The 17,862-nt window shown below is 29.5% G+C and carries 23 protein-coding genes; all 23 read right to left on the reverse strand.

Features of this window, described 5'->3' with window-relative positions; all coding sequences use genetic code 11:
* Positions 1-149: 149 nt before the first annotated feature.
* The gene (locus KPL51_RS20220) at positions 150-710 is read right to left on the reverse strand and encodes a histidine phosphatase family protein (RefSeq protein WP_216165696.1); all 561 of its coding nucleotides are present in this window, start codon (positions 708-710) and stop codon (positions 150-152) included.
* Between the two features lie 54 nt (positions 711-764).
* Positions 765-1,712 (reverse strand): prenyltransferase/squalene oxidase repeat-containing protein, encoded by a 948-nt coding sequence (locus KPL51_RS20225; protein ID WP_216165698.1) that lies wholly within the window; start codon positions 1,710-1,712, stop codon positions 765-767.
* Between the two features lie 2 nt (positions 1,713-1,714).
* Positions 1,715-1,918, reverse strand: coding sequence for a hypothetical protein (locus KPL51_RS20230; protein ID WP_216165700.1), 204 nt, complete (start codon positions 1,916-1,918; stop codon positions 1,715-1,717).
* An 80-nt stretch (positions 1,919-1,998) separates the two neighbouring features.
* Complete coding sequence (locus KPL51_RS20235) at positions 1,999-2,511, reverse strand: GNAT family N-acetyltransferase (protein WP_216165702.1); 513 nt, start codon at positions 2,509-2,511, stop codon at positions 1,999-2,001.
* A 94-nt stretch (positions 2,512-2,605) separates the two neighbouring features.
* Positions 2,606-3,181: a GrpB family protein gene (locus tag KPL51_RS20240; RefSeq protein WP_216165704.1), complete on the reverse strand. Its 576-nt coding sequence runs from the start codon at positions 3,179-3,181 to the stop codon at positions 2,606-2,608.
* A 97-nt stretch (positions 3,182-3,278) separates the two neighbouring features.
* Positions 3,279-3,890, reverse strand: a complete 612-nt coding sequence (locus tag KPL51_RS20245) for an SGNH/GDSL hydrolase family protein (RefSeq protein WP_216165705.1) — start codon at positions 3,888-3,890, stop codon at positions 3,279-3,281.
* A 22-nt stretch (positions 3,891-3,912) separates the two neighbouring features.
* Complete coding sequence (locus KPL51_RS20250; RefSeq protein WP_216165707.1) at positions 3,913-4,881, reverse strand: ROK family protein; 969 nt, start codon at positions 4,879-4,881, stop codon at positions 3,913-3,915.
* A gap of 136 nt (positions 4,882-5,017) precedes the next feature.
* A complete protein-coding gene (locus KPL51_RS20255) occupies positions 5,018-5,578 on the reverse strand; it encodes a hypothetical protein (RefSeq protein WP_216165709.1) in 561 nt (186 codons plus the stop codon).
* Between the two features lie 191 nt (positions 5,579-5,769).
* Positions 5,770-6,384, reverse strand: coding sequence for a class I SAM-dependent DNA methyltransferase (locus KPL51_RS20260; protein ID WP_216165711.1), 615 nt, complete (start codon positions 6,382-6,384; stop codon positions 5,770-5,772).
* A gap of 50 nt (positions 6,385-6,434) precedes the next feature.
* Entirely contained in the window at positions 6,435-6,995 is a 561-nt protein-coding gene (locus KPL51_RS20265; RefSeq protein ID WP_216165713.1) for a GNAT family N-acetyltransferase, read from the reverse strand.
* A 22-nt stretch (positions 6,996-7,017) separates the two neighbouring features.
* Entirely contained in the window at positions 7,018-7,638 is a 621-nt protein-coding gene (locus KPL51_RS20270; protein WP_216165715.1) for an HD domain-containing protein, read from the reverse strand.
* 40 nt (positions 7,639-7,678) lie between these two features.
* The gene (locus KPL51_RS20275) at positions 7,679-8,683 is read right to left on the reverse strand and encodes a GNAT family N-acetyltransferase (protein WP_216165717.1); all 1,005 of its coding nucleotides are present in this window, start codon (positions 8,681-8,683) and stop codon (positions 7,679-7,681) included.
* A 45-nt stretch (positions 8,684-8,728) separates the two neighbouring features.
* Complete coding sequence (locus tag KPL51_RS20280) at positions 8,729-9,556, reverse strand: MBL fold metallo-hydrolase (RefSeq protein ID WP_216165719.1); 828 nt, start codon at positions 9,554-9,556, stop codon at positions 8,729-8,731.
* A 143-nt stretch (positions 9,557-9,699) separates the two neighbouring features.
* Complete coding sequence (locus KPL51_RS20285) at positions 9,700-10,254, reverse strand: GNAT family N-acetyltransferase (RefSeq protein ID WP_216165722.1); 555 nt, start codon at positions 10,252-10,254, stop codon at positions 9,700-9,702.
* 76 nt (positions 10,255-10,330) lie between these two features.
* Entirely contained in the window at positions 10,331-10,519 is a 189-nt protein-coding gene (locus KPL51_RS20290; RefSeq protein WP_216165724.1) for a hypothetical protein, read from the reverse strand.
* A 98-nt stretch (positions 10,520-10,617) separates the two neighbouring features.
* Positions 10,618-10,791: a helix-turn-helix domain-containing protein gene (locus KPL51_RS20295; RefSeq protein ID WP_224854601.1), complete on the reverse strand. Its 174-nt coding sequence runs from the start codon at positions 10,789-10,791 to the stop codon at positions 10,618-10,620.
* Between the two features lie 110 nt (positions 10,792-10,901).
* A complete protein-coding gene (locus KPL51_RS20300; RefSeq protein WP_216165726.1) occupies positions 10,902-11,303 on the reverse strand; it encodes a DUF6262 family protein in 402 nt (133 codons plus the stop codon).
* The gene (locus tag KPL51_RS20305; protein WP_216165728.1) at positions 11,287-12,849 is read right to left on the reverse strand and encodes a site-specific integrase; all 1,563 of its coding nucleotides are present in this window, start codon (positions 12,847-12,849) and stop codon (positions 11,287-11,289) included. Before KPL51_RS20305 ends, KPL51_RS20300 begins: the two co-directional genes overlap by 17 nt.
* Complete coding sequence (locus KPL51_RS20310) at positions 12,812-14,275, reverse strand: tyrosine-type recombinase/integrase (RefSeq protein ID WP_216165736.1); 1,464 nt, start codon at positions 14,273-14,275, stop codon at positions 12,812-12,814. The genes KPL51_RS20305 and KPL51_RS20310 overlap by 38 nt, the downstream gene beginning before the upstream one ends.
* On the reverse strand, positions 14,265-15,356 hold the full coding sequence (locus tag KPL51_RS20315; RefSeq protein WP_216165738.1) for a tyrosine-type recombinase/integrase: 1,092 nt from the start codon (positions 15,354-15,356) through the stop codon (positions 14,265-14,267). Before KPL51_RS20315 ends, KPL51_RS20310 begins: the two co-directional genes overlap by 11 nt.
* A 251-nt stretch (positions 15,357-15,607) precedes the next feature.
* A complete protein-coding gene (locus KPL51_RS20320) occupies positions 15,608-16,168 on the reverse strand; it encodes a GNAT family N-acetyltransferase (RefSeq protein ID WP_216165740.1) in 561 nt (186 codons plus the stop codon).
* A gap of 11 nt (positions 16,169-16,179) precedes the next feature.
* Entirely contained in the window at positions 16,180-16,656 is a 477-nt protein-coding gene (locus KPL51_RS20325; RefSeq protein WP_216165742.1) for a GNAT family N-acetyltransferase, read from the reverse strand.
* A gap of 254 nt (positions 16,657-16,910) precedes the next feature.
* Entirely contained in the window at positions 16,911-17,855 is a 945-nt protein-coding gene (locus tag KPL51_RS20330) for an amidohydrolase family protein (RefSeq protein ID WP_216165744.1), read from the reverse strand.
* Positions 17,856-17,862: the final 7 nt, after the last annotated feature.

Below are 17,862 nucleotides of genomic sequence, written 5' to 3' on the forward strand. Positions count from 1 at the left end.
AAGAAAAAAAGCCAAAGTTTTGTTGATAACAAAACTAATGTTTCATTACTTTTAGGTATATTTTCACTTTTCATGGTGCAATTTAAATCTTGAAATTTTTAATCTAGTTTTTTCATAGGTTAGTTAACACTATCCTTGTTTTTATTAATCTATGTTTTCAACCCAACCGCACCATTTAAAATCTTTGCAAAAATAACTTCAATGATTCCACAATATGGAATGTTTGTATGGTATTCAAACTGTCTCATTACTATTCCATGGGATACCACAATTATTTTTTCATACTTTAAATATTTTTCTAGACCCTTAAAAGCTCTGTTGGCAACTGCACTAAGCCTTTCCCATTTTTTCTCATTGTCATCAGTATATTCACCTTTACAAAAAATGCATTCCTGAACTGCAATTTCAACTTCCTCATCACACCTATTATTAAATGTTAAATCTGGTAACCACTCATGAATATCAACTTCAATACTTATATCAAGCGACCTTTCTTTAGAAATAATTGCCGCTGTCTGCAATGCTCTAGTATATGGTGATGATACAATAATGCTTGCTCCATCTAATCGCTTATCTTTAGAAACAACATTTGCTTGTTCTATTCCTTTAGGTGTAAGCTGAGCCAAATCCATACCATGGCCCCTAAAATTTCGCGTTGCTACTAAACTATAGTCAGGCTCCCCATGTCGTATAATTATAAGTTTTGTCATTACTCTTCTCCCCCTCTTTGCTATAAGTGATTTGAAACATTTGAACTACAATGATCAACTGTTGCATTCAGGTTTACTATTGATCTCTATTCTATTAAACTTTAATAATGACAATAAAGCCTCAAGCGTCAATATTCCCATCCATTCGCTCTTAGTAATTTCCCATTCTTCTAAATATTTGTCCCAATACCATGTAGGAAATATCTTACCTTCTGCGTCGAGTCTATCTATCAAATAATCTAAATTCTCATCAATCAATTTAGATTCAATTCCAAAAAAGTTTTTTGTACCACTCTCTATAAATTTTAATGGGGTAGGTACATAATTTGACCATTCAGATTGGTTTATGTTAACCAATTGAGAGACAGCCAATTTTAGTGTATCTACAATTGGTATGGAAAATTCTTTGTCTAGTACATTATACATATGAATATAACAAAATATTTCATGTTCTGAGTTAAATTCTGTAACTTTATTCAAATTGGTTATAGCATAATTTACTAATGAATAAACATCTAGATTATTGAGATATTTTTTATATTTATAAAGGTAGCCTATCAATTCAGCCGTAGGATTTCCCCAGGAATAGTCTATAACTGTCATATTTATATCATCTTTAAATTCCCACCAAGGTGCATGAGGATAATTGTTAACATCACTTGAAACACTATACCAACCATTTCTATCACTATCAAAAGTTGCCTCTAGATATTCAACAGCTTTAGCTATCATCTTTTGAGCTCTATCATTATTATCTAGCTTACTCAAATGTCTTAATCCAATGGATGTTGCCATAGGTGAGGATTGTTTAAGCTTAAAATCTGGTTCCAGACCTTGACCAAAACCTCCATCTGAATTTTGAAATTCTTCTAATGAATTCAATATGTCATCAACACTTGAATCATTAAAATAGTAATTGAATATAGATTTTTCCAATGGTCTAGCTTCTGCATTCATATAGGTATTTATATGGTTAAAAAGAGTCTTTGATAATTTTTTCATGTTTAAATCTCCTTCCATTGATTATTTAATAGTGGAAAATGAATACCTATCTTTAAATTTCTATTGTTAATATTGTCTTTCAATATTTTCAATTCAGCAAGTGACTCCATTTGAGTAACTTCAACTCCAAAAAAATCTTCTCGGAAATCTCTATTCTGCTTTTTAATGTCGAATCTTTCAAATTGACCAATCATAAATCTTTTCATGTTATCCTCCTTATTCAAGTCCTATGTTTTCTGGATCATATATAAATGAATTTGGAATCCATATATTTCATCATTATATTCTAGCTCTCTATTGGGTTTTTAGGCCCTTTAAGCTCTAATTGATAAAAAGAAAGATTAAGCCACTTGCCAAATTTATACCCAGCTTTAGTTATAGTACCTGAATACTTGAATCCTAACTTTTCATGCATTTTTATACTGATTTCATTAGCTTCATCAATTCCAGCCACCAGGGTTGCGAATTCTCTTTCATTAGCAATTCGTATTACCTCTTTAGCTAGTAATATTCCTATGCCTTTGTTTCTGTATATTTTATGAACATAAATAGAGTGCTCGACAGAGTATTTATATGCCGGCCATGCTCTAAATGGTCCAAATGTTGCAAATCCAATAACCTTATTGTTTTCTTCGTATACTAATATGGGATATCCCTCTTGCAATTTTTTTTCATACCATTGTTTTCTATCATAAATAGTATGAGGATTATAATCATAGACTGATGTTGTATTCAATATGGCATCATTATAAATTTCTAAAATATTCGTTAAATCGTTTTCGATTGCTTCCCTTATCATTTTTATACTCCTTTCACAATAAAAGCTGTATTATGCTCGTTTGTAATCATGATGAATGTTTTATAGCCACTATTTTTATAATTTTTATAGAAAGCTAGTACCATTTTCCAAATTCTTTTCTTGCTTGCTCAGTAATGTTTTTGATAAAGCATGATTTTGCACTTGTATACCCTTCTCTATCAAATTCATACTTTTCTTTCAAACATAATTTTAAAGCTCCATATTTTTCTGCAATTTCCGGATATAATATCAAATAATCGCGAAAATAAAGTTCATCCCAATCACCGCTATAACGAATATGAAGGTGAAATGCTTGTCCATTAAATCCGTTTTGAGTATAACCTTTCATAAACATCATATGAGGAGCTGGGTTATTCGGTTGTAGACTATAACTATAACCAGTGGCCTTGAGTAAAGAAATTATTTGCTCTGTATCCATATCATTATGTATTTCCAATAAAATATCAATAGTAGGTTTTGCACGCAAATTGCATACGGAGGTGCTCCCAAAATGATTTATCCTTACAATATTGTTTAACCCTATACTTTGCTCAAGATTGCATTTTTCAGATAAATATAGTGCATGCCATTTTGGATTAGGTTCACTTATTATAATTGGAAACAATCTTCCTAATTCTTCTCCATTCATATCATTTAGTTGTTTTTCCATGATTCTCACCACCTAATTTCAAGTTTTTATATCGTTTACCTTTGAGATTATTTGAAATGATACTTTTATCCCTTCGTTACTTTATATTTTCACTTTCCTAAATTAAATTTAAATAATCAGCAATAAGTTTTGCTTGTAGTTGTCTAATTTCTTCTTTAAAGTGAACATGATCTGAGTAAATATCAGTCCCTAAATTCTTAGTGAAGTTATACATATCTATATAAGGGATGTTGTACTGTTCCATTATTTCTTTCGCAGCAATATCGTATGCATAAATATCTTTACTATATCTTAAAACTCCTTCTTTTCTAGAATTATGAATTTCATCTATAACAGGTGTTAATCCAATCCATATGGTCTTGTTTGACATAGTTTTTGATATTTCAATTATCTTAGTTAAATTCATTTTGTAATCTTCTAATTCAACCTGAACTTTATTTAAATCCCTATCTACTCGAGCATCGTGTAATCCACAATTTAAAAGCAATATATCAAATTTTATATTTTTTTTATGTTCCTCTGCTAAATAATCCATGACCATTCCACTATCTCCAGCATTAGCTCCAACCGGTTTGTCTAAATCTTCTAAAGCTTCTTCTACGCCTCTTTTTCTATCATAATCGAATTTATGTTTTATCATATTTTTAAGATATGGACCATAGTGTATTGACACACTATCACCTATAACAAATATTTTTTGTTTCTCCATCCTATTTCCCCCAGCTACTTTTTTAGGCTTCAAGCCTGTCTTTAGCATAAACTGCTGCGCCAATCATTCCACCACAATCACCCAACTTCGCCTGCACAACTTTGCAAACTTGACTAGAAATCTTTAATGAGTGGTTTCTAATTGTCTCACGTACTGTATTTAATAATCTGTCCGCTGCATAAGACATTCCTCCACCTACAATGATGATTTCAGGATTAAATAAATTAATAACATTTGCCAAACCAAAACCAAGTATCTGTCCTGTTTCATGCATTACTTCGATTGATAAATCGTCTTTCAAATCATATGCCTCAGATATCATACTCGCTTGAATATTATTATTATCATGATTAATCCATTCCTCTACTATACTCTTTCTTCCATCATTTAATTTTTTAATAAAAGTATTAACCATTCCATTTGCTGAAACGTATCTTCCTAAGCAGCCTGAACTTCCACATTTGCAAGGACGCCCTTCCCTATACATATTCATATGACCAATTTCTCCAGCACTAGATGTTGCCCCATATAGAACTTTTCCATCAACAACTATTCCTGAGCCTAAACCAGTACCTAATGTGATAAGAATAAGATTTTTTATATTTAAGCCTGCACCAAATCGCCACTCACCATATAAATTTACACGAACATCATTATCGATGAATATTGGGAAAGCAAATTGCTTGTTCAATTCGTTAACTACATGTATATTTTCCCAACCTGGAAAGTTTGGTGAAAAAAATGATATACCCTGTTTAGGGTCTAATAATCCAGGAATACCTAGCCCCATACAATAAATTGATTCACCTGTAATATTAAGTCTTTCCAGCATATCTTCTATTACCTGTTTTATGTTGTTTATAACATGAACCGGACCTTTATGAGCCTGCGTTGGACTACGAATTTCAACCATTAATTGTAAGTCTAAATTAAATATTGCAGCCTTGATATTCGTTCCCCCTAAATCAATCCCAATTATAAATTTATTCATAGGTTATTCCTCCATACTCATTTTTATTAAATATAACATCACCTTGTTGGCTCGTATATATAGATTATAGCCCTTAAATTTACATAATTCTATATAAAAAAAATCCACCAACTAAGGTGGAATAAAGTATAGTAAATTATTTTAAAGCGCTTAAACTTTCACTGCATCTTTTCATAAAGCCTAATATGCCTATTGTAACTATAATTGATATTACTAAAAGCCCAATAATATAAATTACATTTAATAGAGGTATAAAAATAACGATAAATGTACATAAGGCCGCAATCTGTAATATCTTATATTGGTTCCATTTTTCATCAGACACTTTCACAAACTCAGATTGTTCTTGTTTTTCTGCCATATCCTTAATTCCCATAAATAAATTGTATACAATTAATAAATTAAGTACAATGGATGCAATTGCCAAAGGAATACTCAATATTCCCAATTGACCTAATTGAATTCCGCCACCTTGAACTGGACTTTGATAGATTGAGAAAATGGACAATATTATCATCGGAACATTATATTTCGCAGCTATACTAAAATAATTGCTACTTAAAGTAAGCTTGCTAAGACCGGCAGCAAAGAATAAATACCCAACTATATCAGGTAAAATATCAAAACCTTGAAGTCTAAAACTGAGCATTGTAAATAGAAATCCCCAATACAATTTATTAAAACCACTTTCATTCATACTATTACCCCCTAATATTGAATTAATTTATATTATTTCTCTATCCTCTTAAGTAAAAGTAAAATAAATGTGTTGTTGTTTAAAATTATATGGTATTGAGAAGTAATTTTATTTATTTATTTATCTGATCTGTAATATTTAAGATTTATACCCATGGTATTATCATATGTTACTTATACTTTTTTAGGAACTTAATATTTTCTTGCCTTCATCAAAAACAATGAATAGTTGACTTTTTCATCCTTTACAATTTTGTCATCGTAAAAAAAAGTATTTGATTCTATATCACTAAAACCAGAATTAATTAAAATGTCTTTTAAATCATCTTGATTAAAGCCGTTATGACCATCAAAATATGGATACTCTTTATGGAAGCTGCCATCTTCTTCATCCAAATCTACTATACACAAATAACCGTTTTTATTAAGCAATTGGTGAAGAGTGTTTATTATAGCTTTAGTATTATTAATATGATGCAACACCATGGAAGTATAAATTACATCAAATTTCATATTTAATGAATTTCCACTGGAAATGTCTAAATGATGAGCAAACATATTAGTTACTTTGTATTTGTTAATTTTAGAATTAAGTATGTCTATCATTCCTTTAGATGAATCAATAAGTGCGATACTTTTAAATTTATCATAAAGATTAAAACTTATAAGTCCAGTTCCACAGCCAAACTCCATAGCAGAATCATTTTCATCAATATCAATAGAATTTCTTATTTTCTTTGCAATTATTTTTGCTCTATTAATTCTTTTATCAGTATCCCAGGTTTTAGCATAATCATCAAAACTCATCGGTAAATTTCCCCCTAAATATTTTTCGACTCATAGATATAATGTTAAACTTAAACAATCTTTCTCCATTCATCTTTAAGCATTGAATAGTTAAGCTGATCATATTTATTTTCATTAACCCAATAATGTTCTCTTAGCCGTCCATCCAATTTAAAATCAAACTTCTCTAAAAGTTTGATGGATGGTATATTATTGGATGATGTTGTTGCATATATTTTATTTAAACTTAATTTATTATCTGAAAAAGCTTTCTCTATAAATAGTGCCAACAGTATATTACCCAATCCTTTTTTCCTATTGTGAGTTGGGAGGTAGTATCCAAACTCTGCGCTATGATTTCTTGTGTTAAAATCAAATAGAGTGATTTTCCCGAGTGGCTGCTTTTCAGCTCCTTTTTTAATTAGTATGTAGGTTTTTTGTTTTTCTTCAGAGGTTGAATTTAATGTTTTCTGTGCATACTCGTCAAATGATTGTGGCAAATTTACAGGGCGGCAAGTATATAGTTCAAAGTGCTTTTCTTCCATCATCCAGCGAAAAAGTTCTTGAAGATAATCTTCTGTTAATTGGATTAATTCATAATGATCATTGTAATCTAAAAATTTACTTTTCATAATTTTCTCCTAATAATAAATTTTAAAACTTAAAAGTATTTTCTACAACATTGGGCAAAACACTATAAATAGATTTTCCAATCCTTTCTTCAAAAAAACTCTTATTTTCAAATGTTGTTTCCCATTTTTTAATTGTGTATTCATTTACTCCGTGTCTCATAGCAACATCTAGCATTCTTTTTTCCATTAAACAATATCCTGTAGGCAGCGCTAGCGCATCACATAACTGAATTAATTTATCATAAGCTGTAAAATCAATCTTATCTAAATACTCCTTAACAAATTTGTATTCCTTATCTGAACAATCCCATTTTCCAAATACGGCATCAATGTTTTTATATGAGAAAGAATGTGTTATACAAATCCTCGCTAATAAAGCATAGCCTTTCTTCATTGAAAGGTTATACCCATCTATACTATGTCTCATACTCGTTACACCATATTGTCTCCCTATATCATGTAACATTCCTAATACCAATGCAATATTCCCATCTAACTCCTTATCTTCGTTAGCAATTAATTCTGCTGCTTTGCCTACAAATAAGGAATGTTCTATCCAAGGTCCAGGATTTAGTTTACTTCCTTCATTTAAAATCAACGTTGCTTCTTCTATAGTAGGTACCCCTAAATTAAGTCCTGTCATTTTATCCCCCTTTACTTTCTTAAAGCACTTTTATATTAAATTATATTGAATTTTTCTGAAGCTCCCAATAAATCAATTCATGGTCTCTATTTGTTTCTTTCATTCCCACTTTTTCTAATACATGTATAGATGGTAAATTATTTATTAAACAATCTGCTTTAATTATATTTACATTCTTTTGAGAAAGAGCCCAATCTAAAATTTCACGTAATGCTTCTGTTGCAAATCCCTTACCGCTTTCTTTCTCTACTAAACCATAGCCTATTTCGAGCTCCTTCTTTTCATCAGGTTGTCCTTTAAATCCTATGTCCCCTATTATTTTCATAGTAGCTTTTTTTACAATCATCCAACAACCAAATCCAGTTGGAATGATTGATTTTTCTAAAGCCCTCTTAACCATAGGTAAAATGTCCTTAGTATCTTCTGTTGGCCAATTACTATCCGCTTTTAGTCCGAGCTTTTCAATTACCGTAGTACTCTCTTCAATAAGGGAGTTGGTTATATCTAAAGACATTGGTATTAATATTAATCTCTCCGTATTTAAATTACTTACACTCATTATATTCGGCCAATTTTCACTAACTTTATCTTCACCTTTATAATAATCCACCTTTTGGTCACTTTGGTATACTTCTTGATAAGGTAAAATATTTATTTTACCTGAATCAGGATACTCACAGATATCTAATCCATCATGAGTGCCTAAATCAAGAAATGTGCATGATGATTCTGTATGATTATATAGTTGATGAGCACCTTCAGGTCCAATTTCAAAAAATACAATATCACCTTTAATTAATTCCACAAATTCATTGGGTGTCCTAAGTGTAGCTTTTCCGGATAAGATTACAAATATCTCTTCTGAGTTTCTATGAAAATGATATGGGTAAGAATATTTACCTGCATCAAGAGATCTTACATCAAACTCTAAATGTTTTGATTTAACTATTTCTGATAACTTCTGACTTGTATGCCAAGAAAATTCTGGAATTGGTGATTGTCTGAGTTCAAATGATATGTTTTTTTCATTGAATATCTGTGCCATTTAAAATTTCCCCCTATTTTTATATAACTCTTTGTGAAATGAAAGTTATACTTCAATTACCATCCCTGTTTTCAACTCATTTAAGTTGCTCATGGATTTACTTAAATAACTATAAGCTTTTTCACCAGTACAATGGCAAGTATAATACTTATTAACGTTGCTATTAATTAAATTGACTGAAAGATCATCTAAAAACACTTTAGAATTTGGATTTTTAATATCCATTCTCATTAAATGAAATCCACCTATTACCGTAGTTAAATCGCAATCTATAAAATCTTTAGTTCTCTCAATTATATTAATAATACCTTTGTGAGCACATCCACAAAATAGACTATATTTTCTATTTTCATTAATCAACAGGTTTATCTCATGTTCAAAATCGTCTTTACCGATTGATTTATCACTAAAACTTTTTAATAACCTATCATTACCTTTAGGCTTTAGTTTATTGCCTTTAACATCACCAAATAAGATCAACTCATCATCTATTTTTAGCATTCCATCTACAAATACAAACCTATTATTATTTATTAGTGCTTTTTTTAAACCTATATTGTACTTAATAATTCCAAATATTTTTACAAGGTGACTATCAAATGCGCCCTTACCCATGTAAATTTTAGCTTTACTATTGAGTTTTAAAAATGTTTCTAGTCCACCACCATGATCATAATGCCCATGTGAAATCACTGCTATGTCTATCTCTTCCAATTTAACGCCTAACTTACTAGCATTGTATGCAAATGATTTATCTGTACCAGTATCGAATAATATCTTATGATTGGACGTTTCTATATACAATGATAAGCCATGCTTACATTTATATTCTTTTGAGATAGTCCTGTTTTCAAACAATGTTATAACTTTCATAAATTATCTTTAGTGAGAGAGTGTATAACAAGTACCGAAACCCCACTAAAATTCACTTCCTTTCTTTTTATACCATTTTTTGTGTATAACATGTTAATAACTTTGTTGATAGTTCGTCATATAAGAATAATGCGAATTACTTTCTATTTAAATTTAGATAAAGAAAGAAACTCTCTTTCAAGAATTGAATATACGAATTCATCACACCATTCCTTGTGCCATAGTATACCTTCTCTTAGAAGACCATCTCTATTCATACCAACCCTCTCCATTAGGTTCGATGATTTTTTATTATTAGCATTACAAAAACCCACTACCCTATGTGCATTAAGATTTTCAAAAATATGTTTCAATACTAATTTTACTGCTTCCGAGGCATATCCATTTCCCCAGTAATTAGTATGCAATACATATCCGATTTCCCATTCTCTATGCTCTTCCCAGTTGAGTTGTATATGTACTTCTCCTATTGGTACTTCTTCAGGAAGCAAATTAATAAGGAAAATGAAATGTTTACCTGCATTCTCTTTCATTTTAGATATTTTTTTATTATATTTTTCATATATTTGTTCCTCACTTGGTGGTTCTTCATCTTCGTCATAAAAATACACTAATGGCTCACTTGCCATTTTATACATAAAAACTAAATCCTTTTGCTTTAGTTCTTTTAGTATCAATCTTTCACTTTTAATCTCCATTAAATATCACTCCTATCTATATTTAACATAACCATTTGGTACACTTTTTTATACGATAACGACCTAAGTAGTCTAACTATTTATTCCTAATCATATTCATTATCTGTTCATAAATATCTTGCTCTGTATATTCATAAATATGTCCATTTTCATCTGGTTCAGGTTCTTTACCGAACTTCTCAATGATAACTTCCTCAGCATCTTTAGGTATAGTTAAGAATGATTTTTCTCTTAAATTTTGTATATACTTTTTAGTAACAATCATAAGTTTTCTTTAGTGAGTGTTGGTATATAATTACTCAAACTCACTAAATGTTCACTTCCTTTCCTTTAATTGCAAAATTGTATTCTTATTGAACAAAATTACCCCTTAGCTTTCCTATATTCACCATCTTTAAATTTTCCATTCAATACTTGCTTCCTTAATGTACTATCATTACAACTAAGTAGTTCAGAAGCTTCTTGAAGCGTAATCACCTCATTAATCAATTGATTATCTGGAATAAAACGAACCTGTTCTGATAATGTATTTTGCAATAATTTCAACACTCCTTTATAGTTCACGATTTCGTTACAACACTTTTATTGATTCACGAATACGTTATTTATTTAAGGATTTAATCTTATCTAACTGTTCTTTTAGTCTTTTATTTTCGTCTTTTATTTTCGTCTTTTTGTTCTTCCATATCAACCAATTGAACAATTAGATTTTGTTTATCTTCTTTTAACTTTTTAACCTCTTCATACAGTTTCTTTATTTTGTCTTCTTTAGCCTGTACTTTATCTTTTGGAGTTGCAACTGTGTCTCCACTTGTATTACTTTTCTCAATGGCTCTTAAACTCATTATACGCTCTTTTAAGATGTCATTATTATATAATGTAGCCTTTGATACTCCTGCTTCTTCTGCAACAGTTTTAAAGTTGATTGCTTTAGTTTTAGAACGTTTTAACTTATCTATAGTTTTATTAACTTTTTCAATAGTTTCTTGGTTTTTCTTTTCTGAAAACTCTTTTAAACCTTGAGTATTTCTATTAGGCTTCTTTACCATTCATTTGCACCTCCAAACTATCTACAAGTGGCTTCAAATATTGGTGCTTAACAAATTGTCTTTGCCAATCTCTTTCTCTACCTAATTCCTTAAACCTTGTCATTTCTTTTTCCATAAGGTCTAATTCTTGTTTTAAAATAGGGTAGAATTTAACTTCAGTTATATAGTTAGGACAATTATAAAAGAAACATCCATCTCCATCAGAGCAATTACCCCTTCTAAAATCGTATAAACATACGCCTGTCGGCAACGGATTAAAACTCATTGATTTTGATATAGTTGAAACAATATCATCAACTTCTTCTTCTGTTTTACCTCTGAATTGTTCGTCTAATTTACCTTTAATCTCTTTAGCTCGTAATCCTGCAATTTTAGAAGTAGGACTTAATATTATATCAGAATATATTTCCTTAACCTCTTCGTTCTTTAAAGTAAGGTAGTGTGTGGTCATTTCAATAGATACATGAGCAAATTGCTTCATAATATGTGCTATAGGTACTTTCTGTTTTATAAGTTCTCTAACAAATGTTGCTCTAAATTGATGTGATTTTAAAGGATATAGTTGACCTTTGTTATCTCTTATATCCCAATCGCTTATAAAATTATTCAATCTATTGCTCCAATTTCCAACTTTACTTACTGTAATACCACTTTTTTTAGAATTGCTTATAAACAATTCTTTAAATTTGCTATCTTGTCTTAATTTTTCTGTATATTTCTCAAGTTCTCCTATTGTACTTTTAACTAACTCATTTATAAAAACCCTATGTATTATAGGTTCTCCTTTTTCAGTTTTACCTAAAGTAACTTCCATATAGTCATATCCATCACTTGTTGTATGAATACAACCATTTTTTATTGATAAAACTTCATTAATTCTTAACCCTGTTTGACTTTGAATTATTATCCCTGCCTTAGTTAATATATCTGTTTCTTTATTAAATGCAAAATAGAGTATTTTATCAAATACCTCTTCAGGTATTGGTTTAGTTTTTGTGTCTTTAACTGTCTTCTGGGATAGCCATAAATCCCACGAACCCATATCAGTAAATATATTAGTTTTAGGCACATTCCAACCTTTTATTTGACCTAATTTAATAATTTCTTCTATTATAATGCAAATATTATATCCAGTATTATTTGAAATATTTGCCCCTTTATTATGATTTGTTTTAATAATATAATCTTCTTTTAACCATATTGAAAAATTTAAAAATGTCTCTTTATCTATCTCTGAAAAACTTGTTATATTATTAATTTCAGCATATTTAATAAATGCAGGTAAACTTTTGTATATTTTACCCCATACAGATTGTGGCTTAATTTGCCCTAATTTATGATAAGTGAATAATTTCACTGTATTCTTTAAATCTGCACTATTAATGTTATCAAACTTAATTTTTTTTTGATTAGGTTTGAGCGTTTCAGCAGTTATAAAAGGTGATAAGTCCCATACATCATCAGTAAATTTAGAATTTCCAATGGTTATATTACTATAATCTGTAGAATTAGTTATTACTTGTAATTGCAACTTCTCTATTGCCATCTTGTAACTCCTCCAATCTTCTTATGATTTCTTTTAAAATCTCAGTAGTAGGTATGAAATGTTCTGCATAATGTTCGCCATATATATTACCTTCTATTTGATTTTCTAACTCTTTTAAATGGCTCTTATGAGCCTGTAAATACTCTGGAGTAGTAACATATCTACCACAAGTGTAGCACTTCTGCCTTTTAAGTAATCTATCGCAAATCTTTCCATCAGAACAAGGTTTAGTACAATATCCATCTTCCATTCTTGCTTTACTATCTTTGTTTTTATTAAACCATTTTAGTTCTTCATTATCAGTTATAATCGTTTCATCAACTTTGTTAATATTTCCGATAATGCCTATATTTTTAAATACTTCAGCCCTTTCTTTGTCTTTAATATCAGCATAACTACGCTTGGTTGTTTCAGATGATGAATGTCCTAATACGTCTCTTATAACAGTTATATCAGTTCCTTTTGATAACATATCTGTAGCGAGTGTTCTTCTAAACTGGTGTGCTGTAAGGTTGTATAATACACCATTTGTATCTTTTATTTCATTGATTTTAATAAAGATATTAAACCATATTCCCATTGAAATTTGGGTTACTGTCATTATTTTCCTTATGTTTTTACCCTTGGCTACTTGATAGATAAATAAATTATCTTTAACTTCATCATCTGACTGTTCTCTAAATTCTTTTTTACATTCAATTAACTTTTCTACTGCAATAGCACATTCATTAGTTATTGGCATTGGTTGCCTTTGCTTTCTGCTTTTATGGTCATACCAAGTTAATGTATAACCACTAATCAAATGTGGCTTAATACAATCAGTAGTTAATTTAAGCATATCTCCAATCCTCATTCCTGTTGATTGAAGGATGATTATTCCATATTTGACATAGGGATTTTCCTCGTTTTTTAATGCTTTATTTATCTGAATTAACACTTCATCGGGGATGAAATCTATTTTAAGTTTTCTATTAATTCCTATATATTCATTACCTGTAAATATCTCTATCTTAGGTACATCATTAGGCATATGCAATTGACCCCAATGAATAATTGCTTTTACTTTATCCAAATATATTTTTTGAGTTGCATATGTAAATGGCTTGTTAGTTTTGTCTGAGACACAGGTTTTAAGGTACGAAATAAATAAATCACTATCATTATTTGTTAATTCTCTTAATGAATTTTTATTATTAATTATTAAGAAATCATTAAATAACTTTAGTCCACCATTGTCATCGTATAACTTTTTTAATGTCTTATTTCCCTCTTTATAATTTTTCCAAATATAAGTCTTGATAGTATTTTTAATACTATCACTTTCCATATAAGAAAAATCAAACTTAAATTTCTTTCTGAAATTCTGTGATTTGCCATCATTATCTATCAATTCCCACACATCATCTTTAGGCATATTAGTTATCATCTGTACCACCTCCAATCAAAATACTTTTTCTCCAATAATCACCTAAACTATCTTCAAGGTACTTATTAGATATATGAGTATATTGTTGAGTTGTGGTTACATGTTCATGTCCTGCAATTATCCTAACAACACTTATATCCATGCCATTCTCAACTAAATCTGTTATAAAGGTGTGTCTTAAATCATGGAAATTAAAGTATATTTTTATTTTTTCTTTTACAGTATTAAATACTTCATAAATTCCTCTATAAGTTAATGGTTTCCCTAAATTTTGTTTTTGTTGAGATACAAATATATAACTATGTTCTGTATCAATGTTATTTCTTTCTTTCATTATGAAAGTGTCTATCTCTTGGAGTAAAGCCATTGGAATGTATAAGTTTCTTCTTTTTCCTTTTGACTTAATATTCTCTAATATTCCAAGTTCTTTTAAGGTATCTGGATAGGGTATATCTTCAATTTGTAGGTCTAAAACCTCACCAACTCTTGCTCCTGTAAGATACATTATTTTAAATATCAACTTATCTCTCCAAGTTGGAAGAGTGTTTAGAAATACTTCTGCTTCATCATTTGGTACAAGTTTAAAAGTCCTTTTGCTTTCCTTAACCTTAAATATTGATTGTTTAGTCTTATTATCACTTCTTGCATGGTGCAAAAGGCTCTTAAACATATTAAACGGTCTATTAACATCATCCATTATAATAGGGTTGTTAATCTCTTTTACCATTCCACAATACTTATAGAAGTTATATACTGTACTCAATATTCTATTTATAGTTCTCGCAGTTCTTTGACTTTCAGTATAAATATTAACTACGTTTTCCGTATCATTAGGTTCTCTAAGATACTCTACAAACTCACCTATAGTGTTAGGTGTAACCACATTATACTCATAACCTTTCTTATTCAAGAAGTCCCAGTATATCTTCAAATCTGTTCCATTAGCCTTTAATGTATTTAATGCTCTATCTTTTAATCTTAGATATTTTAAGTAGTCATATACTGGCTTAACTATTCTCATTTTATCATCTAATAGTATAACCATATCTTTTCCTTTGTTCTGTATTATACTTAATTCCACTTAGTAAGTACCTCCTATACATCCATCATATATCTAACAAGTTATATCCCTTATTATATAAGCATTACAACATGCTATCAATAACAATATATAACTTATTAATATCTATATTAATTATGATACTTACTCTTTTCTTATTTTATCTATCTATACTCTCAAATATCTTTATATTACTACTATTCCTAATAGTCATATTATCATTTACTATCTATACTATAATCACTAAAGATAACATTAATCTCTCCTTATAATTAAATTTTATATTCATCCTTTAATATTGAATAATACTTGCAATCTACTAAAATACCACTGCTATTTTTATTGATTTTTCTCAAAGCTCCTTCATACTTTAGTCCACATTTCTCCATAACTCGCCCCGACGATGTATTAGCTACATCATGACGGCCTGTTATTCGCTGAAAACCTACTTCATGAAAAGCAAATTCAATAATACCTAAAAATACTTCTGTCATAATACCTTTATACCAAAATTTCTGCCCTAAACAATATCCAATTTCACAGTTTTCATTATGATTATCTATATTCATCAACGCAGCACTTCCAATCAAACTACCACTTTCTTTTAACTCGATAGCCCATTGGTAATTTTCTATATTTTTATAATCATCTATCCAATTTTTCAGTACTTCCTGACTAACTTCAATACTGCCGTGGGTTGGCCAAGTAAGGTATTTAGTTACCTTTGAATCTGATGCCCAATTATTAAACATATCATCAGCATCGTCTTCTACAAATTTTCTTAATATTACCCTTTCTGTTTCTATATATTTTGTACCTGCATGATTAACCATGTTATGCCCTCCTAAATTTGATCCGTAAATTCCATCTTAATAAATTCGCCATATCCCATTGGAGTCTCTTTCTTATAAGTATCTACAGCCTTAAAACCTGCCTTTTTATAACATGTAATTGCTCTTTTATTAAAAGAACGAACCTCCAAAACAATCTTTTTATTTCCATACCTTATGTTACATTGTTGCTTTAATATTTCCATTAAAATAGTTCCTAATCCTTGTCCACATAAAGACGGCTTTAGTCCAAGTCCTATTAGCAAATAATCATTTTTATCTAGTATTCGTATGTATCCATATAAATTAGTGCATTTATCAACTATGGCACTAAATTCATTTTCCCTAGTCTGCTCTATTGTAATGCCCCAATTTTCACTAAATATTTTATCCCATTTTGGGTAATTATATATAGAATATTCACCCTCATATTTCCAGTTGCAGATTTGTTTTGCATAGTTTTCCGTTAAGGTTTCTGATATAAATTTCATGCTAATCCCCCTACCAAATATCTTATAATTTCTTACTGAATTCCAATCAGTGAAATTTCGTACCAATCATACCTTCTTCATTTTCTATCATATCTCAAAAACTTTTCAAAGCTTCCTTATCCTGTTGTTGGATTTTTTCTTTTAAGTTCATGATTATTGTACAATCTAATAATGATTTTTGCATATTAACTTATTTCTTCCTTTCATTCATGCTTTAGTGTAAATCTAAATACCATATTTCTAATATAATAACTTTACTCTAATGAAAATTTTCTTATTTCATTTAGTTCATCTTCATTGAACAAACCTAATTTATATAAATACAAATATTCCTCAGATACTCCACTATTAAATAGCAATAAATCATCCGTATTTATTGTAATTCGTAGCCCCTTATCAAATAAATTTCTAGCAGGATAGCTATTCATATTTTTAACAGCTCCTAATATATAATTACTGCTTGGACAAATATTCAATCTAATGTTCCTTTCTTTTATAAGGTCCATTACATATTCATTTGAAGATACTCCTATACCGTGCTGAATTTCATCTATTTCTAATGTTTCTATAGCTTTTTTTACATTTTCAGCTCCTTGAAACTCTCCAGCATGGGCTTTAAGCTTAAGACCTTTACTTTTGGCATGTTTGTAATATTCTTTAAATCTTTCAAAGTCATCTCTAGTTTCATCTCCATATAAATCTATGGATTCAAACACTCCGCTATCAATACAGGGTATTAACATTTCATTTAAATCCTTATTAGATATGCTTTTAGACATCCCAACCTCAAGTCTGAAGTCTATTGATTTATTATATTTATCTCTAATATTAAGTATTGTGTTAAAAAACTTATCATTATTAGCAAAATACATTAGATTATGGCAATCTATACTGGACTCTAATACTTTTACTCCATCTTCTATAGCTTCCTTTACGGTTTCTTCTATTAAAAAGACTATATCCTCTTCCTTACTAATAAATTTAATGGTTTCATTGAAAATATAGTTATCTATCCCTATAATCCCATCAATCTTTTTAGGAGGTTCACTAACATAACCACCGGCCCATTTATTAAAAGTTGAAAACCTCATACCTAATCCACAATGATTATGTACATCCGCTTTAGATACCTTTCTTAATTTAAGCAGGTTACCTTCTCTTAATCCTTCTTTAAATATTGTATCTTCTATCTTATTCATTTCTTGA

Origin of the sequence: Clostridium bowmanii, from assembly GCF_018861315.1 — a bacterium.
Lineage (GTDB): Bacteria > Bacillota > Clostridia > Clostridiales > Clostridiaceae > Clostridium_AD > Clostridium_AD bowmanii.